This is a genomic window from Glutamicibacter protophormiae (genome assembly GCF_016894325.1).
GTDB lineage: Bacteria > Actinomycetota > Actinomycetes > Actinomycetales > Micrococcaceae > Glutamicibacter > Glutamicibacter protophormiae.
Genome location: NZ_CP069806.1, coordinates 1,480,733 through 1,501,482, shown reverse-complemented (window position 1 = coordinate 1,501,482; position 20,750 = coordinate 1,480,733). Strand labels below are relative to the sequence as shown.

Sequence of the window (20,750 nt, the reverse complement as noted above, 5' to 3'; positions counted from 1 at the left end):
TTGTTGGCATCCGGGGTCTGGTGTTGTCGGTTCGATGTCAGGAAAGGGCCTCAGCCGCGAAGGCCGTAGATCTCCATGTCCGGCGCCTGCGTGACCAGCCAGGGGCTGAACGCCCAAGGGGTGGCGGTGATGGCGCTGCCCAGCTGCAGCGGATCAACCCATTGGAAGTCCATGACTTCGTCGGGAGCCGGCGACAGGTCCCCGTCGATCACCGCGGTGAACACGGGGCAGATCTCGTTTTCCACGATGCCCGAGGCATCGGTCGCCCGGTAGCGGTACTCGGGCAGCGCCACAACGAGCTGGCTGATCTTCATGCCCAGCTCGCGCTGCGCGTGGCGGCTGATGGCATCCTCGAAGGACTCTCCCGGCTGCGGGTGCCCGCAAAAGGAATTGGTCCAGACTCCGGGCCAGGTCTTCTTGTCCAGCGACCTGCGGGTGACCAGCACCTGTCCATCGGTGTTAACCACATGGCAGGAGAACGCCTGGTGCAGGGCGGTGTCGGTGGTGTGCACAAGTTCCTTGGGACAGGTGCCGATGGGTTCGCCGGTTTCTGAAAGCAGGATTACGTCCATGATCCCCACCGTACCCGAGCCCGCGCGGCGAAGAAGCCCGGGCTCGCCAGCTGCGCGGGATGCGGCGGTGCCGCGTACCTCACGCAAGGCTCAGCTCCGCGATGATCAGCATGGTCAGCAGGAATCCGCAGACGTAGTTGATCCACAGGAACCTCTTCCAGGCCTTGTTGACGCCGCCGGAGGTTTGGTCCGTGACACCCAGGTGGGGCAGGACATTGAGTACGTAGGGCAGGGCCAGCACACCGGCCAGCGACGGCAGCCCGTCCAGCGATGCGAACAACAGGATGCCAGCCGTCAGGTAGGCCCCGAGCACCAGGTAGAGCGTGGTCCGCGCCGAGCTGACCGTGGCAATGGAACCCAGTCCCGCTTCCCGGTCCGGGACGATGTCCTGGATCGCGCCGAGCGCGTGGCTGGCGATCCCCCACAGCAGGAACGCTGCGAAAACCAGCCACTGGGTGGCGCCCAGGGCGGCGCCGGCCAGCACCCAGCCGTACACCGCCGGCGACACGAAGTGCACCGCACTGGTCACCGAGTCCAAACCCGGACGTTCCTTGAACCGCAGCTTCGGCGCGCTGTAGGCGAGCACCGCGGCCAGTGAGACCAGCAGCACCAGATTCGAGGCAGCCGACCCGGCGAGCGCCAGCACCAGCGCGAAGGGCACGGTGGCCAGCAGGCACCAGCGCAGGACCGCCGTGTGCGATTCCCTGGCCAGCAGCGCTCCCTCCACCCCTCCCTTGCGCGGATTGCGCAGGTCCGATTCGTAGTCGAACACGTCGTTGACCCCGTACATCAGCAGGTTGTAGGGAATCAGGAAAAACAGCGTGCCGATCACGAATTTCCAGTCGACGCCGGCGCCGGCCAGCAGGTAGGCGGCGGCGAAGGGGTAGGCGGTGTTCACCCAGGAGATCGGCCTGGAGGTGAGCAGCAGTTCCTTGATCATGGTGCGCTCCTCGCGGTGGTTTCCGGCGCCGTGTCCTGCGTCCGGGGGTCGGCGCCGAGAAGCCACCAGAGCCCGGAGACGAACAGGACAGCGCATACCGGGTAGAAGAAGTCCTCGATCGGCGCCAGCCCGATGCGCACGCCGGTCAGCGTGTGCCGGCCGTAGTCGAACAGCCCGACGTAAATCATGAGGTTGTCGAAGACGGCGGTCAGGACCAGCATGACTCCCAGGGCCGCCGCCAGCTGGGCCGCGACCCGGCGCAACGGGATCCGGCGGACCAGCAGGGCGGCGGCCAGCAGCAGCACCGCGGCGGCGGAGAACCAGAGGCTGAGTTCAAGAAACATGTCCGGCTCCGTTCCGCTGGCGGGTGCGGCGCAGCCAGGCGGCGGCGACCGGCCAGCCGGTGAGCACGATCATCGAGGAGTAGCAAAGGAACAACAGGAAGAAGACCTCTTCCAGCGGGAACTGGTCCCCCACCATCAGCCCGGTCATCAGCTCGGAGGGCAGGTGCAGGAAGATGCCGCGCTGGATGGCCAGCACATCCCAGAGGACGAAGAAGCCGGTGCCCGCCGCCAGGCAGGCCACCGCGCGCACCGGGTGGCGGAAGATGAACAGTTTGCCCCGCGCATCGCACAGCAGCATGCAGCCCAGCAGCGCGACCAAAACGAGCAGGTAGATCATGGAGTCGTCCTTTGCCCGTGCTGGAACTGCGCCGGGTCCAGGGCTCCGGGGGCGGTAATGCCCTCGATGGCCTTGGCCGCCAGCTCCCCGCTGATCAGGCACATCGGCACCCCGACGCCGGGGCGGACGGTGCTGCCCGCATAGTAGAGGCCCTCGACCGTGGTGCTGCGGTTGCCCGGGCGGAACATGGCGCTTTGGCCCAGGGTGTGCGCCAGGCCCAGGGCGCCGCCGCGGAACGCCCCGTATTGCTCCGCGAAATCAGCGGGGCCGATGCACTGCCGCACGATGATCCGCTCGCGCAGGTCCGGGATCTTCGCCCAGCGCGCGAGCTGGTCGATGGCGGCGTCGGCGATCTTTTCCACCGCCGGGTCTCCCTGCCCGTCGGGCCCGCCGGCTCCCCAGGCCGCGGCGGCAGGGGCGGGGACCAGGATGAACACGTTTTCGCACCCTTCCGGGGCGACGTCGGGATCGGTGGCGCTGGGTTTGCACACGTAGATGCTGGTCTGATCGCGCAGCGGCCGGCCCCGGCGGATGCGGGCGAAATTGTCGTCCCAGTCATTCGTGAACAGCAGGTTGTGGTGCTCCAGCTGCGGCAGGGTCCCGGTGATGCCCAGGCAGACGAGCACGGCGCTGGGGCCCGGGTCCAGGGATTCGAACTTCTTCGCGGTGTGGGTGTGCAGGTGCTCCGGCAGCAGCGCGCCGTCCAGGTGGCGCGCGTCGGCGGCGCCGATCACCGCGTCGGCGGGGGTTTGCCGTGCCTGGCCCTGGGCGTCGACCCAGCGCACGGAGCGCACCGCCGGCTTGCCTGCGCGGCCGGTGCCGTCCGGTTCCTGCCGGTGGCCGGTGTCGATGCCGGTGGCCGTGGCGCCCAGCTGGATGCTGGCTCCGTGGCTGCGGGCCAGATCCGCCATGGCGTCGGCCACGGCGGCGAATCCGCCCAAGGGGTACTGCACCCCCTGGGTGAGGTCGAGGTGGCTCATCAGCTGGTAGAGGGCCGGGGTGCGCCGCGGGCTGGAGCCCAGGAACACCGCGGGGTAGCCCAGGATCTGGCGGGCCGGCGTGGCGGCGAAGCGCCGGGCGATGTGCCGGTGCAGGTTGCCGGCCAGCAGCGGGAGCAGCCGCGGCAGGTGCTTGAGGATCGCCGGGCGCAGCAGGGATTTGGGGTTGTGGAAGTCGTCGTAGAGGAAGTGCTCCAGCGCCAGGGTGTAGCCGGTGGCGGCGTGCTCCAGGTAGGAGTCCAGCCGGGCGCCGCTGCCCTGCTCCAGTTTCTCGAACAGCTCGCGCACCTCCGCGCCGGTACCCACGTCCACCGGTTCGGCGGCGTGTTCGAAGAAGGTGCGGTAGCCCACCGGCAGCCGACGCAGCCGCAGCTGCTCGGCCACGCCGGTTCCCATCAGGGCGAACCAGTGCTCGAATACCTCGGGCATCAGGTACCAGGACGGTCCGGTGTCGAAGCGGAAGCCCTCGCGTTCCAGCCGCCCGGAGCGCCCGCCCACGTGGTCGTGGCGGTCGATCACGGTGACCCGATGGCCGCGCGCGGCGAGCAGGCCGGCGCTGGCCAGGCCGGAGAACCCGGCGCCGATCACCACGATGTCCTGGCGTTCGGGGAGGTCTAGGCGTTCAGTCATGTGCTGGCGTTCAGGCTGCATGTGGTCCCCCGTTCAGCGGCAGGCGCGCCGCGTCGGGGCCGTGCACGGACTGTCCGGGATCGGGATCGAGGCCGGGGACGCGACGGCGGTGGCTCGTGGCCAGCACGCGGACGGCGATCAGCGCCTTGCGCGGCGCGGAGACGGAAATGCGCCGGCTGAGCAGCTGATCGGCCGGGGCCTTGGCCAGCTGGCGGTTCAGCCGGGCGAACAGGTCGTGGGCCATGTGCACGGCGCGGGCCGCGGCCGGGGCCAGGTAGGGCATCCCGGCGCGGGCGTGGGCCAGGTCCGCCTCGATGTCCTGCACGAGGTTCCGCTTGTGCTCCTCGGTGAAGTGCTCCAGATCAGTGCCGGGGAAGTACACCCGGTCCAGCTGCCCGCTGTCGGTGGCCACATCGCGCAGGAAGTTCACCTTCTGGAAGGCGGCGCCCAGGCTGCGCGCGGCGCATTCCACCAGCTGCGCCTGCGCAGGCGTTTGAGCCGGGGCTCCGGGCATGGTGCGGAAGACCTGCAGGCACATCAGCCCCACCACCTCGGCGGAGCCGTAGATGTACTCGCGCAGGCTCTGCTCGCTGTGCCGGTGCACACTCAAGTCAGCGCGCATGGAAGCGAAGAACGGGTCGGTCAGCTCGGTGGTGATGCTGGTTTCGCGGGCGGTGAGCGCGAAGGCGTGCACCACCAGGTTGGTGCTGTAGCCGCGCTGCAGGGCCAGGGCGGTCTGCTGCTGCAGTTCATCCAGGCAGTCGCCGACCGCCTGCGGGTTCAGGCCGGCCTGGCTGGCCACCCCGTCCACGACCTCGTCGGCCAGCCGGACCAGGGCGTAGATGTTGGCGATGTGCGCGGCGCTGGCGGCATCCAGCATCCGGCAGGCCAGCGAAAAGGAGGTGGAATACTCCCCCAGCACCAGCCGGGCGCTGCGCGCCGCGGTGCGGGAGTAGGTCTGCAGGGCGGTGGGATGGGCGGCGGCCATGCTCACCAGCTCCTTTCAAGGATCAGCCGGGTGCAGTGGTGCAGCCGGAACTGGGCGTCTTCGGGCAGGCGCAGGAAGGCCGCCGAACGGGTGGCGGAGGTGCACAGCTGGCGGGCCAGCTCGCGGGCGAAGGTCTCGGCGTCCTGCTGGGCCATCGCCTGGCGCACCTGGTGCGCGGAAACCTTGCCGGCGCGGAATTCCTGCAGCAGGGCGGCGAACTGGGGGTCCTCGGCGGCCAGCGAGAGCAGGATGGTGCTCTTGAATTCGCGCAGGTCCGAGTCGGCCGGCTTGCCGGTGTCCTTCGGGTTGCCGAAGGTTCCCAGCACGTCGTCGATCACCTGATAGGCCACACCCAGCTTGGAGCCGATGGCCCCGAGCAGCTGCGCCTGCAGCGCATCGGCGCCGGCCAGCAGGGCTCCGGCCTGCAGCGGCAGCTGGAAGGAGTAGGCGGCGGTCTTCAGCTCCTCCATGTGCAGCACGTCCGCCGTGGTCGCCGGGTGCGGAATGAGCGAGAAGAGCAGGTCTTCCAGCTCGCCGGCACCGGCCTGCTCGATGGCCTGGAAGAAGCAGGCCTCGACCTGTTCCTCGTTGTCCAGCCCGGCCGCGGCCCGGCCGGCCACCTTGATGGCTTCGGACAGCAGCAGATCCCCGGCGATCAGCGCGGCGCTGTTGCCCGCGTGCTCCGCGTCGGCGCGGCTGCGCCCGAAACCCGCCGCCTCGTCGCGGTAGACGGCGGAGATGGTGGGGGCCCCGCGGCGCAGGAAGTCGCGGTCGATGATGTCGTCGTGGATGATCAGCGCATTGTGCAGCAGCTCGAAGGCGCAGGCCAGATCCAGCGCCTGGCGGCGGTGGCGCCCGCCGAAGGCCTCGTAGCCGAGCATCACCAGCCCGGGCCGGGCCAGCTTCCCGGTGGCCAGCCGCTCGCCCAGCTGGGCCCAGAGCTTCGCGCCATGCCGTGAGTAGTTGGCGGTGCGCTGGCGGGCGGAGTCGGTCAGGCGCTCCAGGTGCCGGGAGATCTCCTGCAGCGTCGCGTCATCGGCGAAGGCGACGCTGCGCTGCACCGGTTCGGTGTCGGTGCGGTTTGCATGTGTGGTCATGGTGTCCCTACTTCACTGGTTTATCGGTCTGCTCCGGGGCCGGCCCGGACGCGTCCGCGGAGGGTGCCGCGAGTTCCTCGCCGGCTTGGCGCAGCAGCTCGGCGGCCTTGGCGCGGCCGGGGCCGTCGAGCTGTTCACAGAGTTCATGCAGGTAGCGCATCAGTGCCAGTCCCGGACCGGTACAGTGCGGATAGTTGGCCCCGGGCCCCACCACGGTGCGGCGGCGGTCCCCGTCGTGGGCATGGCGGGAAACAAACCCGCGTGACTCGAGCCGGTCCAGGACGGTGGTGGATCCGGCCGAGGACAGGCCAAGGTAATGGCCCAGGATCCCGGGACTGACCGGATCCATCGTTCGCAGCAGGTTCAGGGCGCGCAGGTCCGAGTCGTTGAGCTCGAGTTGGGCGCGGTAGCGGTTCTGGGCCAGGTCGTAGGACAGGCACAGCTGTTGGACAAGGCGGAAGATGTCTCCGGTCGAGACCGGCCCGCCGGGCGGAACATGGGAATTCTCTGGCATAGTATCTCGTTTGGTTGATATTTAGCCTATCTAGATACATCATGGTTTAAGTACTCGGATTTGTCGACTCTTCCCGGAAAGTTTTTCAGCAAACACCCAAGGAGACCGATCATGCAGCAGTCCCTGGCCGTCCCCCGCGGCCCAGTCCTCCCCGCCCAGGTAGGCACCCTTCTGGCCATTGCGCTGGCCGTCTACGGTTCGTTCCTGGGCAGCGGGGCCGCCGGCGGCACCCCCATCCAGGATGCCGCCGGCGGATATCTCAGCGCCGACGCCACCTTGCTGGCCCCGGCCGGACCCGCCTTCTCCATCTGGTCGCTGGTTTATCTGGGCTTGGCCGTCTTCGCGGTCTACCAGCTCACCGCCCCGGGCGCGCGGTCCGAAACCCTGCGTCGGCTGCGCGGCCCCGCGTCGCTGTCGGCATTGCTGAACGCGGCCTGGATCCTCACCGCGCAGCAAGGCTGGCTCGCCGTCAGCGTTGCGGTCATCTTCATCCTGCTGGCCTCGCTGGTCTGGGTGGTGGTGCTCCTGCGCACCCACGGCAGCGCGACACGGGTCGAGCACTGGATCCTGTGGACCACCTTCGGCGTCTACCTGGGCTGGGTCTGCGTGGCCAGCCTGGCGAACACCGCGGCGTGGCTCTCCTCGCTGGGTGTCGGCGCCGACGCCGCATGGCCCGGCATCGCCACGGTGGCACTGCTGGTTGTAGCCGCCGCCATCGGCGTGGCGCTGACCGGCTACACGCGCGGCCAGCTGGCTCCCGCGGCGGCCATCGCCTGGGGCCTGGCCTGGATCGGGGTCAGCCGGCTGACCGGAACCAATGCATCAGCACTCGTCGGCAGTGCGGCGCTGGCCATCGCCGGCCTGCTGCTGCTGACCGCGCTTGGCGTCGCGCTGCGCGCCCGCAAGGAACGGAGCACCCCATGAAATTGATTGCCGTCACCGGAGCCACCGGCTACATCGGCGGGCGGCTGGTTCCGCTGCTGCTGCGCCGCGGCCACCGCGTCAGGGTGCTGGCCCGCGACGCCCAACGGCTGCGCGACGTGCCGTGGCGCGACCAGGTCGAGGTTGTCGAAGGCAGCCTGCAGGATGAGCAGGCGGTGGCCGAATTCTGCCGCGGCGCCCACACCGTCTACTACCTGGTGCACTCCATGTCAGGCACCCGCAACTTCATGTCCGAGGAGGAACGCTGCGCGAAGATCATGGTCCAGTGCGCTGCCGCGGAATCCGTGGCCCAGCTGGTCTACCTCTCCGGACTGCATCCGGAAGGCGAGTTGAGCGAACACCTGGCCTCGCGGGTGCGGGTGGGCGAGGTGCTCCAGCCCGGGACACCGGATCCCGACGGGCTGCATACCCTGATCCTGCAGGCCGGGCTGGTCATCGGGTCCGGCTCGGCCAGTTTCGAGATGATCCGGCACCTGAGCGACGTGCTTCCGGTGATGCCCGCTCCGCGCTGGGTGAAGAACCGGGTGCAGCCGATCGCGGTGCGCGACACCCTGCACTACCTGGCCGCCTGCGCCGAACTGGAGGCCCCGGTCAACGCCACCTACGACATCGGCGGGCCGCGCGCCTACAGCTACGCGGACCTCATGCGCACCTACGCCAGAGTGGCGGGGCTGCGCGAGCCGAGGATCTGGGCGCTGCCGGTGCTCACCCCGCAGCTGGCCTCGCACTGGGTCAATCTGGTGACCCCGCTGCCGCACACGCTGGCCACCGCCCTGGTCGGCTCGCTGCAGCACGACTGCGTGATGGGTTCGCACCGCATCGACGAGCTGATCGCCGCCCCGGACGGCGGGCTCACCGACTACCCGGATGCGGTGCGGCTGGCCCTGGAGAAGATCGCCGCGGATTCGGTGGAGACCAGCTGGGCCACCGCGCACCCGGTCTCGGCCCCGGCCGAGCCGTTGCCCTCGGACCCGCACTGGGCCGGACGCAAGATCTACATCGACCAGCGCAGCATGGAAACCCGGGCCGGGGCGGAGGAGCTCTACCAAGTCATCGGGCGCATCGGCGGGGAATCGGGCTACTTCGTGCTGCCGAGCCTGTGGCGGATCCGCGGGCTGATGGACAAGCTCAGCGGCGGGGTGGGGTTGCTGCGCGGGCGCCGCTCGCGCAGCACCCTGGCCCTGGGCGACGTGGTCGACTGGTGGCGCGTGGAAGCGCTGGAACCCAACGAGCTGCTGCGGCTGCGCGCGGAAATGCGGGTTCCCGGCCAGGCCTGGCTTGAATTCCGCCTGGCCCAGCGCCCGGGCGACCGGGTCCAGGTCACCCAGCGGGCGATCTTCGTGCCTCGCGGACTGGCCGGCCGGGCCTATTGGTGGTCGGTGAGCCCGTTCCACACGTTCATCTTCTCCGGCATGCTCAAGAGCATCGTGCAGCAGGCGGAGGGGTCCAGCACCTAGTCGCCGGTTTTTCCAGACTTCTCGTCCGGGCCTTCGAGAGCAGTTTGCGCCCTGCTCATGCTGTCTTCCATGGCATCGGAGGTCCGGGCGAGGAACCTGATGATCACCTCGCGCTCCGCGTCGGTGAATTCCCGGGCCACCTCGAAGCGCTGCGCGTGGTGGCGGCCCACCTGCTCGCGGGCCATCAGGTGCGTCGGATCGGTGACCTCGATGCACCAGGAACGCCGGTCGGTGGGATGCGGACGCCGGGCGACGTGCTCCCCGTCGATCAGCCGGTCGATCATCTTGGTGACCGAGGCGCTGGAAATGCCCAGATAGCGGGCAAGCTGGCCCGGGGTGACCACGGTGCCGGCGTGCTTCGCGGAAATCAGCATGCGCAGGGCGCGCATGTCGGTCTCGTTCAGCTTCATGAAGCTTTGTGAATTGCGCATGATCTGGCGTTCCAGCCGGCGCATGCGGCCCATCTCGGCCATGATGCGGTCAATCTGGCCCAGGGCCTCAGCGCTCATCCCGTCGCGCTTGATCAGATTCTGGTCCGGGTCAGATTCCGCCAAACCATACATCGTAGGCAGCTTTCGCTCCTTCACCGTTCCCCCTATCCGAGCCGCACGCCGTGCGGCTTTCCGCTCAACGGCGCGCCACCGGCGTTACTTCGATACTAAGCCCTCAAGGACACCGGGCGCGCAGAAGGCCGCGGTGAAAAGCGAAAACCCCGCGACCGCAATCGGTTCGCAGGGTTTCCATTGGTGCGAGTAGAGAGACTTGAACTCTCACGTCCGAAGACACTGGAACCTAAATCCAGCGCGTCTACCAATTCCGCCATACTCGCTCGCGCTACACCGGAAAGCGGATTTCCGAATGACGACCTCATTTAGTGTAGCGGAAGTGGCAGTCGATAAGAAATCGACCCACTCCGGGCGTTACTTGGGATCAATCCCCAAGTCACGGCGGAGCTTTGCGACGTGTCCGGTCGCCCGTACGTTGTACTGGGCGAGCTGCACCTTGCCCTCCTCGTCGACCACGATGGTCGAGCGAATCAGGCCCTCATAGACGCGGCCGTAGTTCTTCTTCTCGCCCCAGGCACCATAGGCTTCGGCGACCGCATGGTCCTCGTCGGAGAGCAGCGGGAAGTTCAGCTCTTCCTTGGCCACGAACTTTTCCAGCTTGGCAACGCCATCCGGCGAGACGCCCAGAACCTGGTAGCCGAGTCCGGTGAGGGATTCGATGGAATCGCGGAAGTCGCAGGCCTGCTTGGTGCAGCCCGGGGTGGAGGCGGCCGGGTAGAAGTACACGATGGTTTTCTTGCCCAGGTAGTCCGACAGCGACACGGCATTGCCGTTCGAGTCGTTGAGGGTGAAGCTCGGGGCCTGATCTCCAACGGAGAGTCGTTCGGTTTGCGCTGCTGCAGTGCTCATCGGTGAAACCTCGTTTCGTAGCTATACAAAAAATCCGGCCTGATGAATCAGGCCGGATCTACCGTGCGCCCTCCGGGACTCGAACCCGGAACCTAATGATTAAGAGTCATTTGCTCTACCAATTGAGCTAAAGGCGCTAACTTCACTCTGACTAGTTATCTTTCGAACCGGTCTTTGCAACGTAGATAATCATACGCAGAACTGGGCAAAAATCAAAAATCGCCAACGACGGCCCGAGAACGCATCAAAAGATCAGGTCAAAGCGGAAATGCCGGAATACTGCCACGCCTGCCTGCGCACAAAAGGGCAAAATCCTTGCGCGTGTGTTGGGCCACATGCGTCCGCCGGACGGGCTCTCCGGTCCGGCGGACGCATGGCGTCAACCTACTGTTTAGCGGCGCGGCGGCGCAGCCACAAGGCGAGGCCTCCGACGGCCATGAGCACGAGCGCTCCCAGAGCCGTGAAGATCACCGATGCACCGGTGTCCGCCAGCGAGTCGTCCTGGGTCGCCGTCTCCGGGTCCGGGTCGCCGGCATGTGGCGACTGTCCCGCCTCGGATTCCGGCGCAGGCTTCGGATCAGGGGCGCCCGGCTCCTCCGGGGCCTCCGGCTTCGGGGAACCCTGCTCCAGGTCCGGGGTGTCGGCTCCGTCCTCATCCATTCCGCTGCCGTGCCCGTCCTCGGGATTCTCCGGCTGCTCCGGCGCCGCAGTGCCCTGAACGACGACCACGCGTGATGCGATCGCCTGGTTGCCGTTGGCATCCTGCACGGTATAGGTCAGGGCGTAGCTGCCCGGCGTGGCCGTGTCGACCGCGCCGATGACCTCGATCCGCCCGGTCACATCCCCGTCCGTGTTGTCCGCGGCGCTCACCTGGTCCATGGGGTCGAAGGCGTCGCCGACCGTGAGCTTGGTGCTGTCCGGCACGCTCAGCTCCGGGGCGGAGGTGTCGGTTCCTGCGGCATTCGCGGTGAACACACCCATCTGCCGCACCTGGCCCGGGGCCAGCTCCTGGTCGGTCTGCGCATCGACGCTGGTGACGTACCAGGAATAGACCTCGCCTTCGGTCAGCCCCGCCCATTGGACCGAGGCCGGCCAGCCCGAGCGGGCGGTCGCCTCGCCGATCACCTCATCGGTGGGGGCCAGCGACATCACCGCGTCGGTGGTGAAGCTGGTCTGGCGCGACTGCAATTGGATCGGCAGGCGCAGTTCGTCCTCGGTGCCGTTGTAGCGTGTTTCATCGTCGAACTCGGTCGCCCCGAAGTCCTGGAGCAACGGCGAGTAGGTGTCGATGGCCAGCTCCGAGCGGTCGACGTCGAACTGCAGCATGCGCAGGTAGCTTGCGCCGACGCGCAGCATGTCCTGCGGGTTGCGCCCGTCGATCCCGGCCAGCCCGAGCTGCTCGGCGCCGACCTCGTAGAACTGGTAGTCGGCGAGCAGCTCGACCACGTTGTTCTGCGCTTGGCCCACGTCCTTGCGCATCTGGATGCTCACCCCGTGCTCATGCCCCGACAGCACCAGGAAGATGTTGCTGTTCTTCTCCAGGATCCCCTCGGAGATCCGCTTGCCGTCGTGCGAGTAGGCGGCCCCGCGTCCGTCGGCATTGATGCTCGGCTTGTTGTAGGCGTGGGTCATCAGCATGGCGTTGCGGTCCGGGTACTGCGCGAGCACCTCGTTGGCCCAGGCGATTTCCTCCTCGGTCACGTCGAACCCGAGGTACAGGGCGATGAAGTCCAGGCCGCCCGCGCTGAACAGGTCGTAGTGGTTCTCGTTGTCCTCCGGAGCCCAGGACTGGTAGCTGGCCTGGGCCTGCTTCCATCCCTGGCTGCTTTCCAGCGCCTCGTAGCGCTCGGGGCCGAAATACTGGTTGTAGAGGTTCTCCGGGCCGGTGTCCTTGCCCGAGCGGTTGTCATGGTTTCCGGGCAGCACCCCGTTCGGGATCCCGGTCTCGTCAAGGATGCGCTGGGCCGAGGAGCTGAATTCGAACTCGCGCTCGGCGATCCGGCGCTGGGCGTCCTCGTCCGCGTAGCTCTCCTTGTGCCAGTTCTCCACGATGTCGCCGGTGTGGGTCACGTATTCGATCTTCCGCTTCTCGGCGTTCTCGGCGATCCATCGCGGGATCGCGGTATACGCTTCGGCCCAGACCTTTTGCTGCTCCTCGGAGAATTCCTGCTCCACCGCGCCCTCGGTCAGGTATTGGGTGTCGGTGAAATGCACCATGGAGAAGTCGTAGTCCTGCGGGTCCTCGAAGGCCCCGCGGACCGGCTCGTCCAGGTCGTCGGCGAACGGGTCGTGCCCGGTGACCAGGAGCTGCGCCTTGCCGTCGGCCACGTGCCCGGCCGAGATCGCGCCATCCAAGGTCAGCAGCCCGTCGCTGACGCCGCGGCCGCTGGCCACCAGGTCCCAGGCGGACTTTTCATGGTTCCAGACGCGCACCTGGGCTTCGCGCTGCGGATCAAGCTGGCCGCTCCAGCGCACGCTCTGCTCCGCGGCCTGCGCGTCGGCATCCACGGTGAAACGCTGGTAGGGAATCCGGCCCTCGCCGGTGGCTTGGCTGTCGAAGAACGATCCGTCGCCCGGCAGCATCTGCTCGCCGGTCTCCTGCGGCGCGGCCTTGGCATCGCCGGCGAAGTCAAGGGTGTCCGGCAGCTGGTCGATGACGCCGGAGGCGCCGCCACGGGAAATATTGGTGGCGCCGGCGTGGAATGTCGAGCGCACGTCCCCGCCGTCCGGGTTGGTGGCGTTGGCCGACAACGTGACGGAGCCCTTGCCCTGCCCGGTCTGCGTGCCGTTGCCCTCGGGAATGCTGCCCGAGGTGAATTCGATCCGCTGCGAAATGGGCCGGCCGAAGACGTCGGTTCCGGCGGCTTCGATCCCATGCTTGCCGGCGGCCAGCCCGTCGATCGCGTCCCCGGGCTGAATCGGCGTTCCATCCAGCAGGTACTCCAGGTTTGCGCCGATGAGGTCGGGCACGTTCCACGCCACCTGGAATTCCGTGGCCTTGGTGATTTCCGCCCCGGGCGCCGGGGTGCTCGACTCGATGTCCGCGGACAGTTCGTTGACGTGGCCGAGCGCTTCCTTGTTCAGCGAGGCGATGTGCGGGGCCGCGAGCGGCTGGCTGTAGATGCGCGCGGCGGCGATCTTGGACTTGCCATGGAACTGCACGTTGCCGTTGGAGGAGTCGGCGCCCAGCACGAAGTTGTGGGCCTCGGGCTTCGGCGGCCAGGTCACGGTGCCGCTGCTGGCTTCCTGGGTGGCGACAAGCTTTCCGTTCAGGTACAGCTTGATCTGCTTGCCGTCGAAGACCCCGGCGGCGTGGTACCAGCGGCCGCTGTCGATGGTGGCAGTGGCCGAACGGTAGGCGCCGGTATGCAGCATGAAGGAGAGCTTGTCTCCGACCAGGCTCATCGAGAAGCCGCCAGCTTCCTTGTTGGAGCAGAGGTTCTTTTCACCCGTCGCCGCAGTGTCGCCGTCGTAGCGGAAGACGCATTCAAGCGTCATGCCCTGGGACAGGTTCTGGTATTGGTCGCCCAACGGGTAGGCCAGCGCATCGTTCAGACCATCGAAGGCGGCGACCTGCTTGCGCATCGCCCCGTCCTGGGCGATGACCGGTTCGTCATGGACCGCGGCCTTCACCCCACGGGACCGATCGGTGGTGGAACCATCCTTGAAGTCGATGTCCATCACGTCGGCGCTGGGCGCTTCAGGCATGGTGTGGAACTCTTCGCTCAATGCCAGCGCCTGCGCGGCCGGCATGGCTTCGCTGTAGAGCCGGGCCTGGCCCAGCACGACATCGGCGAAGGCTTCGGTCTTTCCCACGGCGCTGTCGGCGCCGAGAACCATGTTCTGGGCCCGCGGATCAACTGCCGTCATGACACCGCTGGCTGGTGCTTCGGAGACCAACTCGCCGTCGACGTAAAGCTTGATGCTCTTGCCATCGAAGGCACCCACCACGTGGTACCACTGGTCGGTACGCAACGAGGTGGAGACCCGCTTGTAGGACCCGTCCACGTGCATCATGAAGTCGAGCTTGCTGTTCTTGGCAGTCAGCGCGAAGCCGCCCCCCTGCTTGTTTCCGCAGAAGGTCACCTCCTTGGCAGGAAGTTCACCGTCGAATTTAACTGAGCATTCCACGGAAAACGAGTCAGCCAGTTGCGCGTAGTCCGCCTCGGCCAACGGATAGGCATAGGCGTCATCCTTGCCATCGAAGTTGGCGCTGACCCGCCCGTTCTGATCATCGGTCTGCAGCGCTGGCTCGCCGAAGGTACTGAGCACACGCCCCTGGGCGCTATCTTCCGCGGACTTCGTGGAGAAGTCGACATTGAGCAGGTCCGCCGTCACCGTACTCGGCGCAGCCCACGCGGCGGGGGCAAGTCCCACTCCCGTGGTCAGCACGCTTGCGCCTACGAGCAGCGATACGAGAGTCGTTGATTGAGTTTTCATGATCCTTATTTCTTTGCAAGGTACAGGCTTGGTCCTTGGCAAAGCTATGGGACCCATCAGAATAGATGGTGTTAATTCACTAATCCTGAGTGACTTAACGATTAACTCTTAGACGTCGAGGCCGATCTTCTCCCATATTCCACTAGTGGGAAGAGATGAGCTCTCCTTGCCTGCCCGCTCATGGTGCGTGAATATCACACTTAGGTGTTATTTTTGCCGGCGTATCTGCGCAGATGGCGGCACGCCAGGGCGGGCGGGCAGCGCTGGGCGGCGAGGCGCTGTGCGCCAGGGCAGGCGGGCAGCGCTGGGCGGCGAGGCGCTGTGCGCCAGGGCAGGCGGGCAGCGCTGGGCGGCGAGGCGCTGTGCGCCAGGGGAAACACAAAAGGCCAGACCGAAGCCTGACCTTGTTTTTGTGCGCCCTCCGGGACTCGAACCCGGAACCTAATGATTAAGAGTCATTTGCTCTACCAATTGAGCTAAAGGCGCATATTAATTTGTGTAAACAATGACTCCGCAACGAAGAAATTGTTCGTGCGCCCCCCGGGACTTGAACCCGGAACCTAATGATTAAGAGTCATTTGCTCTGCCAATTGAGCTAGAGGCGCCCGCTGCGATGTTCTAGAAGCTTTTCGGCTTCGCGCTTTCGCAACGAGATAAAACTCTACCAGCTTTTGAGCTTCGCGCAAATCGAGAACACGCTTTTCGGCGGTGAGCTGCATTACACGAGATGACTAGGGGTTACTACCCAAGAAGCGGTGGACTTTGTAGAGTGAATTCATGACTACCCAACGTACGGTTTCCTTTCCTACCCAAGAGCTGCTTGACGCCGTGGGAGAACTACCCGCGAATTTGAAACCCGTCATTTGGGATCTCGAATCAGACCCGGATTCCCCGCTGGAAGACATCGACATCGCGATCTTCCCCTATATGGCAGATCCGGAATTCCTGAAGAATGTCCGCAAGGCCGAGAATGTCTCCATAGTGCAGACACAAACCACCGGCTACGACGGAATGGTCGACATGATCGGAGACCGCGCGACAATCAATACCGCATCGGGCGTGCACGCCGCCGCGACCGCGGAGATCGCACTGGGCCTGGCCCTCGCTTCGCTGCGCGGTTTCCCCACCTCGGTCCGCGACCAGGACCAGGGCCGGTGGAATCCGCTGCGCTGGCCGGGCTTGGCCGACCGGACCGTCGGCCTCGTCGGTGTCGGAGGCATTGGCGAGGAAATCCGCAAGCGCCTGGATCCTTTCGAGGTTAACCTGCTGCGTTTCGGATCCACCGCGCGCACCGACGAGCACGGCGAGGTCTACAGCACCGGGCAGCTGGCAGACTATGCGGGGCAGATCGAGGTGCTAATCCTCATTGTTCCGCTCAACGACTCCACCCACCATCTGGTGGACGCCGAGCTCCTGGCCAAGCTGCCGGACGGCGCGACCATCGTCAACGTCGCCCGCGGCCCCGTGGTGGACACCGACGCGCTGGTCGCCGAAGTCGCCAGCGGCCGTCTGAACGTCGCCTCGGACGTCTTCGACCCGGAGCCGCTGCCGGCTGACCACCCGCTGTGGAAATGCCCCAACGCGTTGATCACCCCGCACAACGGCGGCAACACCGAGGCATTCTTCCCGCGCATGGTGAAGCTGCTGAAGCGCCAGCTGCAAGCTTGGTCCCAGGGCCGGGATGGCGAGAATCTGGTGCACCGCCCCTAGCCGAGGGCTATTGCTAACATTTTGATCTCATTGGCGGCATCCCCGGCAGGTTCAGCGGATGCCGCCCGTTCGTTGCGCTATCTTTGATAGATATCCCTGAGCGTCCCGCAATATTTGCGTCCACGCATAATGTCGATGCGGCGCGCGCCGGGGAGCCTTGCCTGCCAGATTAGGAAGTTGAGCCGCACCGTGCCCGAAAAGCCGCAAAACCTCGTCTCGCGACGCGCATTGCTGACCGGCACGCTGGCGGGCACGGCACTGGCCCTCACTGCCTGCACCCCGTCGTCGAAGAGTTCCGCGACTGCCTCGCCGACGGCGGCGCAAACCGTTTCCGAGGTCCCGCGCACCCTGCGCCTGGCGGCCCCCGCTCCCCCGGCCGGACTCGACCCGGCGATTACCGGCGACAACGAATCCTTCCGCATCTCCCGGCAGATCTACGAAACGCTGGTGTCCATCGATGCCAACACCGGCACCCCGATTGCCGGCCTGGCCGAATCATGGACCCAGTCCCAGGACGGGCTCACCTATACCTTCACCCTGCGCCAGGGGGTGCTCTTCCACGACGGCAACGAGCTGGATGCCGAAGCGGTGGTCGCGAACTTCACCCGCTGGGCCGCCCTGCCGCCCGCGCTGTCCGACTACTCCAGCCAGGGCTTCACCGACATCTTCCACCATGTGGAAGACGTTCCCAAGCTCCCCTCCGAGAAAGACCTCCAGCTCCAGGTCGACGACGACCGCCAGCCCACCGAACGCGATCTGGCGGCGCAGCAGCAGCGCCTGGAACAGCTCGCCGCGCTGAAGCCGGTCTTCGAGCAGAACCTGTTCACCGGCAAGTCCGCCGCCGGCAGCGCCAGCTACTTCGGCTCGGTCAAGGCCACCAGCAAGTACCTGGTCACGCTGACGCTGCGCCGCCGCCTGCCCATGCTGATCGACGCGTTGTCGCTGCCCGGCATGGCCATCGCCGCGCCGTCCACGCTGACCGGCGGACCCCAGTCGAACCCCGCCAGGTCCTTGCTGTCCGCGCCAATGGGCACCGGACCCTACCGCTTCGTCTCCCACAAGGACCAGACCGTGCGGCTGGAGCTGTTCAAGGACTACTGGAACCGCAGCCGGCTGGAAGCCAATAGCCAGCACCCCCAGGTGGTGCTCCTCTCCTCCGTGCCATCCCCCTATAACCGCGAGAACGCCATGAGCGCGGATGAGATCGACGGCTTCGACCTGGTATCCGTCGATATCATGCGCGACCTGGTGCGCAGCGCCAAGCTGGTGGTGCAGCGCGATCCCTTCTCCGTGCTCTACCTCGGCATGGACCAGCGCAACAAATGGCTGGCCAAGCGGGAGTTCCGCCAGGCCATCGCGCACGCGGTGGACAGCGGGCAGCTGGCGGGCAAGCTGTTCATCCAGGGCACCAAGTCCGCGGCGAGCATCATCCCGCCGGCGCTGTCGGTGCCCGAGCCCGAAGCCCGCTACAACCACGACGAGAACGCCGCCACCAAGCTGCTGGAACAGGTCGGCTACCAGGGCGAGGAGATCGAGTTCGCCTACCCGCTGCGCGTCTCGCGCAACTACCTGCCGCTGCCCGAACGCGTTTTCGCCCAGCTGGCCGAGGACTTGGCCAAGGTCGGCATCCGGGTCCGTCCCCGCCCCATCCCGTGGACCGAAGGCTACGTGGACACCGTGCGTTCCAACCGGTTCACCGGCCTGCACCTGCTGGGCTACTCCGGCGGCTATCGCAGCGAGGACGATTTTCTATCGGGCATCTTGTCCAACAAGGCCGCCGAGTTCGGCTACAGCTCGGCGTTACTTGACTCACAAATCCTGGCCGCCCGTTCGCTGGATCCGGGCGAGGCGCGCACCGCCGCCTACGCCGCGATCCTGCAGACGCTGAACTACGATTTGCCCCTGCTTCCGCTGGTATTCCCCATTTCGGCGCTGGCTTTCAACCCCAATGTGGCGTTCTACCCGTCCTCGCCGATGCTCAACGAGTGCTATGCCGACATCCAGATGAACAATTCACCGGCTATCTCAAGTTAGCCACCACTGGCCCGTCCGAGCCAGTTAAGGATTTCTAACCGACGGGGGTAAAGGTCTACTCTGGGTTAGAGCAAAGTATCACTGTCGATGGAGATCCTCGTGCCTTCTGTAACGTCAACCGAATCTTTTGACGTAGTACTAATCGGAGCCGGCGTCATGAGTGCCACGTTGGGCACCTTGATCAACCAGCTGGAGCCAACTTGGTCTATCGGTCTTTTCGAAAACCTGGACAAGGCCGGGCTGGAATCCTCCTCCCCGTGGAACAACGCAGGCACCGGCCACTCGGCACTGTGCGAGCTGAACTACACCGCCGCCAAGGCCGACGGATCCGTGGATCCCGCCAAGGCCATCGGAATCAACGAGCAGTTCCAGATCTCCCGCCAGTTCTACTCGTGGGCCGTCGAAAACAAGCGCGTCGCGGACAACTCGTTCATCAACGCCCTGCCGCACATGTCCTTTGTGATCGGCGATGACCACTCCAAGTACCTGAAGACCCGCTACGAGGCCCTGAAGCCGAACGCGCTGTTCGACGAACTGGAAATCACCAACGACCTGGACACCATCAACGAATGGACCCCGCTGGTCGCCAAGGGCCGCAAGGACTCGCAGAAGGTCGCCGCCTCCCGCGTTGTCTCCGGCACCGACGTCGACTTCGGCCGCCTCACCGCGGACCTGACCGACTCGCTGGGCGCTTCGGGAGCCTCCATCAACTTCGGTCACAAGGTCAAGAACATCAAGCGCGACGGTGCCGGCTGGGAGCTGACCGTCAAGGACAAGGCCTCGGGCGCGGTCAAGACGGTCAAGGCCAAGTTCGTTTTCGTCGGCGCCGGAGGTGGCGCGCTGCCGTTGCTGCAGAAGTCGGGCATCGACGAGATCAAGGGCTTCGGCGGCTTCCCGGTCTCCGGCCAGTTCCTGCGCTGCACCGATGAGACCATCATCAACCAGCACCACGCCAAGGTCTACGGCCAGGCGTCGGTCGGCGCCCCTCCGATGTCGGTTCCGCACCTGGACACCCGCTTCGTCGACGGCAAGCGTTCGCTGATGTTCGGCCCGTACGCCGGCTTCTCCATGAACTTCCTGAAGTCCACCGGCCAGATGGACCTCCCGCTGTCCCTGCGCCCGCACAACATCATCCCGATGCTTGCCGTGGCCAAGGACAATATGGCGCTGACCAACTACCTGATCAAGGAAGTTCTCAAGTCCCGCGCCAAGAAGGACCTGTCGCTGGCGGAGTACTTCCCTGAGGCCGACGGCTCCAAGTGGGAACTGATCACCGCTGGCCAGCGCGTGCAGGTCATCAAGAAGGATGCCAAGAAGGGCGGCGTCCTGCAGTTCGGCACCGAGGTCATCACCTCCTCGGACGGCACGATCTCCGGCCTGCTGGGTGCTTCCCCAGGCGCATCGACCGCCACCCCGATCATGATCGGCCTGCTCTCGCGCTGCTTCCCGAAGCAGTTCGCTGGCTGGGAGTCGAAGCTGAAGGACATCGTTCCTTCCTACGGCCAGAAGCTGAACGAGAACCCGGCACTGTACGCCGAGGTCAAGGCAGCCACCGACAAGGCACTGGGACTGAACTAGTCGCCGCTTAAACTGATGGCCCACACACCAGCTGGTGTGTGGGCCATCAGTCGTTTCCGCCAGCACCGCAGTGCCCGGAAGACAACAAATTCAGGAAGCGCGCCGGTATTCCAGCTGCGACCGCAACTGGAGCAAGACATCGATATAGTTCTCATTCGGCATTTTCAGCCTCTTGTTGAGGTCGGCCACGAATTCCGCATCTTTCGCCAGGCTGCGCAATCTCGAAATCGGAAGCGGCTTGCTCAACTGAACCCCACGGCTATCCAGCACCACGAAGATGCCGGGCTCGACTTCGTCCAATGTCAGTGCCAGCTCCGGCGTATCGGTATTGCCAGCTGATCGTGCGGTCATGGCTCACTCACCTTTTTCATGTGCTTCCACGTTATTCCTTTTCAGTTTCGCGCTGGTGGTCAGTTCGGCTGTGGCCTTCCGCTGACGGGCTGCTCAGGTCTTCAACAACGAACTCAGCCGCAATCAGTTCGGAATCCAGCGATCTGACGATCGCCAGCTCCGCCCGGTTCACATGCCACCGGGTTCTTGCGCTCCATTCGTATTTCACGAATTTCTTGCCGTTTGTCGCCGCAAGCTCAGGCGCTGCAGTTCCGGCCTGAACTTTCAACAGGCTTATTCCCGTGGCATGCAAAGCCTGGTTCTCGCTATCGAGAAGCTTGATCGCATATTCAACACGTTTCCACCACTGGTCAGCATGGTCCACGCGAGTCCGCCGTCGCAAGGTACGAACGGCGGCCCACGC

18 protein-coding genes and 4 tRNA genes are annotated in these 20,750 nt (G+C 65.8%); 5 read left to right on the top strand and 17 right to left on the bottom strand.

Annotation, left to right across the window (positions count from 1 at the left end; all coding sequences use genetic code 11):
- Window positions 1-50: 50 nt before the first annotated feature.
- The 8 genes from idi to JQN66_RS07055 are packed head-to-tail and all read right to left on the bottom strand — an operon-like array spanning window position 51 to window position 6,420.
- Entirely contained in the window at window positions 51-659 is a 609-nt protein-coding gene (gene idi, locus JQN66_RS07090; RefSeq protein WP_407717457.1) for an isopentenyl-diphosphate Delta-isomerase, read from the bottom strand.
- The gene (locus tag JQN66_RS07085; protein ID WP_204677182.1) at window positions 652-1,512 is read right to left on the bottom strand and encodes a prenyltransferase; all 861 of its coding nucleotides are present in this window, start codon (window positions 1,510-1,512) and stop codon (window positions 652-654) included. The genes idi and JQN66_RS07085 overlap by 8 nt, the downstream gene beginning before the upstream one ends.
- The gene (locus JQN66_RS07080) at window positions 1,509-1,856 is read right to left on the bottom strand and encodes a lycopene cyclase domain-containing protein (protein WP_204677181.1); all 348 of its coding nucleotides are present in this window, start codon (window positions 1,854-1,856) and stop codon (window positions 1,509-1,511) included. The genes JQN66_RS07085 and JQN66_RS07080 overlap by 4 nt, the downstream gene beginning before the upstream one ends.
- Complete coding sequence (locus tag JQN66_RS07075; protein ID WP_188947923.1) at window positions 1,846-2,193, bottom strand: lycopene cyclase domain-containing protein; 348 nt, start codon at window positions 2,191-2,193, stop codon at window positions 1,846-1,848. Before JQN66_RS07075 ends, JQN66_RS07080 begins: the two co-directional genes overlap by 11 nt.
- The gene (gene crtI, locus JQN66_RS07070) at window positions 2,190-3,821 is read right to left on the bottom strand and encodes a phytoene desaturase family protein (protein WP_204677180.1); all 1,632 of its coding nucleotides are present in this window, start codon (window positions 3,819-3,821) and stop codon (window positions 2,190-2,192) included. The genes JQN66_RS07075 and crtI overlap by 4 nt, the downstream gene beginning before the upstream one ends.
- Window positions 3,822-3,831: 10 nt before the next feature.
- On the bottom strand, window positions 3,832-4,809 hold the full coding sequence (locus tag JQN66_RS07065; protein ID WP_204677179.1) for a phytoene/squalene synthase family protein: 978 nt from the start codon (window positions 4,807-4,809) through the stop codon (window positions 3,832-3,834).
- A gap of 2 nt (window positions 4,810-4,811) precedes the next feature.
- Entirely contained in the window at window positions 4,812-5,906 is a 1,095-nt protein-coding gene (locus JQN66_RS07060) for a polyprenyl synthetase family protein (protein ID WP_204677178.1), read from the bottom strand.
- Window positions 5,907-5,913: 7 nt separating this feature from the next.
- Complete coding sequence (locus JQN66_RS07055) at window positions 5,914-6,420, bottom strand: MarR family winged helix-turn-helix transcriptional regulator (protein ID WP_204677177.1); 507 nt, start codon at window positions 6,418-6,420, stop codon at window positions 5,914-5,916.
- Between the two features lie 111 nt (window positions 6,421-6,531).
- Between JQN66_RS07055 and JQN66_RS07050 the strand changes: the two genes are divergently transcribed.
- Both JQN66_RS07050 and JQN66_RS07045 read left to right on the top strand, forming a co-directional pair.
- Window positions 6,532-7,344: a tryptophan-rich sensory protein gene (locus JQN66_RS07050; RefSeq protein WP_204677176.1), complete on the top strand. Its 813-nt coding sequence runs from the start codon at window positions 6,532-6,534 to the stop codon at window positions 7,342-7,344.
- Window positions 7,341-8,819, top strand: a complete 1,479-nt coding sequence (locus JQN66_RS07045) for an SDR family oxidoreductase (RefSeq protein ID WP_204677175.1) — start codon at window positions 7,341-7,343, stop codon at window positions 8,817-8,819. Before JQN66_RS07050 ends, JQN66_RS07045 begins: the two co-directional genes overlap by 4 nt.
- Here JQN66_RS07045 and JQN66_RS07040 read toward each other — a convergent pair.
- The 7 genes from JQN66_RS07040 to JQN66_RS07010 all read right to left on the bottom strand — a co-directional run bounded on the left by JQN66_RS07040 (window position 8,816) and on the right by JQN66_RS07010 (window position 15,279).
- The gene (locus JQN66_RS07040; protein ID WP_239464198.1) at window positions 8,816-9,382 is read right to left on the bottom strand and encodes a MarR family winged helix-turn-helix transcriptional regulator; all 567 of its coding nucleotides are present in this window, start codon (window positions 9,380-9,382) and stop codon (window positions 8,816-8,818) included. The two genes, JQN66_RS07045 and JQN66_RS07040, sit on opposite strands and share 4 nt — an antisense overlap.
- Before the next feature lie 181 nt (window positions 9,383-9,563).
- Window positions 9,564-9,648 (bottom strand) — tRNA-Leu (locus tag JQN66_RS07035).
- A gap of 91 nt (window positions 9,649-9,739) precedes the next feature.
- Window positions 9,740-10,234, bottom strand: coding sequence for a thioredoxin-dependent thiol peroxidase (bcp, locus tag JQN66_RS07030; protein WP_188947931.1), 495 nt, complete (start codon window positions 10,232-10,234; stop codon window positions 9,740-9,742).
- A gap of 64 nt (window positions 10,235-10,298) precedes the next feature.
- Window positions 10,299-10,371 (bottom strand) — tRNA-Lys (locus tag JQN66_RS07025).
- Between the two features lie 247 nt (window positions 10,372-10,618).
- A complete protein-coding gene (locus tag JQN66_RS07020) occupies window positions 10,619-14,674 on the bottom strand; it encodes a LamG-like jellyroll fold domain-containing protein (RefSeq protein WP_204677173.1) in 4,056 nt (1,351 codons plus the stop codon).
- A gap of 413 nt (window positions 14,675-15,087) precedes the next feature.
- Window positions 15,088-15,160: transfer RNA gene (locus JQN66_RS07015), tRNA-Lys, on the bottom strand.
- A gap of 46 nt (window positions 15,161-15,206) precedes the next feature.
- A tRNA-Lys gene (locus tag JQN66_RS07010) sits at window positions 15,207-15,279 on the bottom strand.
- Between the two features lie 172 nt (window positions 15,280-15,451).
- Here JQN66_RS07010 and JQN66_RS07005 point away from each other — a divergent pair.
- The 3 genes from JQN66_RS07005 to JQN66_RS06995 all read left to right on the top strand — a co-directional run bounded on the left by JQN66_RS07005 (window position 15,452) and on the right by JQN66_RS06995 (window position 19,996).
- On the top strand, window positions 15,452-16,384 hold the full coding sequence (locus tag JQN66_RS07005; protein WP_188947933.1) for a 2-hydroxyacid dehydrogenase: 933 nt from the start codon (window positions 15,452-15,454) through the stop codon (window positions 16,382-16,384).
- A gap of 177 nt (window positions 16,385-16,561) precedes the next feature.
- On the top strand, window positions 16,562-18,418 hold the full coding sequence (locus JQN66_RS07000) for an ABC transporter substrate-binding protein (protein WP_204677172.1): 1,857 nt from the start codon (window positions 16,562-16,564) through the stop codon (window positions 18,416-18,418).
- An 87-nt stretch (window positions 18,419-18,505) separates the two neighbouring features.
- The gene (locus tag JQN66_RS06995; protein ID WP_188947935.1) at window positions 18,506-19,996 is read left to right on the top strand and encodes a malate:quinone oxidoreductase; all 1,491 of its coding nucleotides are present in this window, start codon (window positions 18,506-18,508) and stop codon (window positions 19,994-19,996) included.
- Window positions 19,997-20,086: 90 nt separating this feature from the next.
- Here JQN66_RS06995 and JQN66_RS06990 read toward each other — a convergent pair whose 3' ends face one another.
- Window positions 20,087-20,347, bottom strand: coding sequence for a hypothetical protein (locus tag JQN66_RS06990; protein WP_204677171.1), 261 nt, complete (start codon window positions 20,345-20,347; stop codon window positions 20,087-20,089).
- Window positions 20,348-20,378: 31 nt separating this feature from the next.
- The gene (locus JQN66_RS06985; RefSeq protein ID WP_204677170.1) at window positions 20,379-20,711 is read right to left on the bottom strand and encodes a hypothetical protein; all 333 of its coding nucleotides are present in this window, start codon (window positions 20,709-20,711) and stop codon (window positions 20,379-20,381) included.
- Window positions 20,712-20,750: the final 39 nt, after the last annotated feature.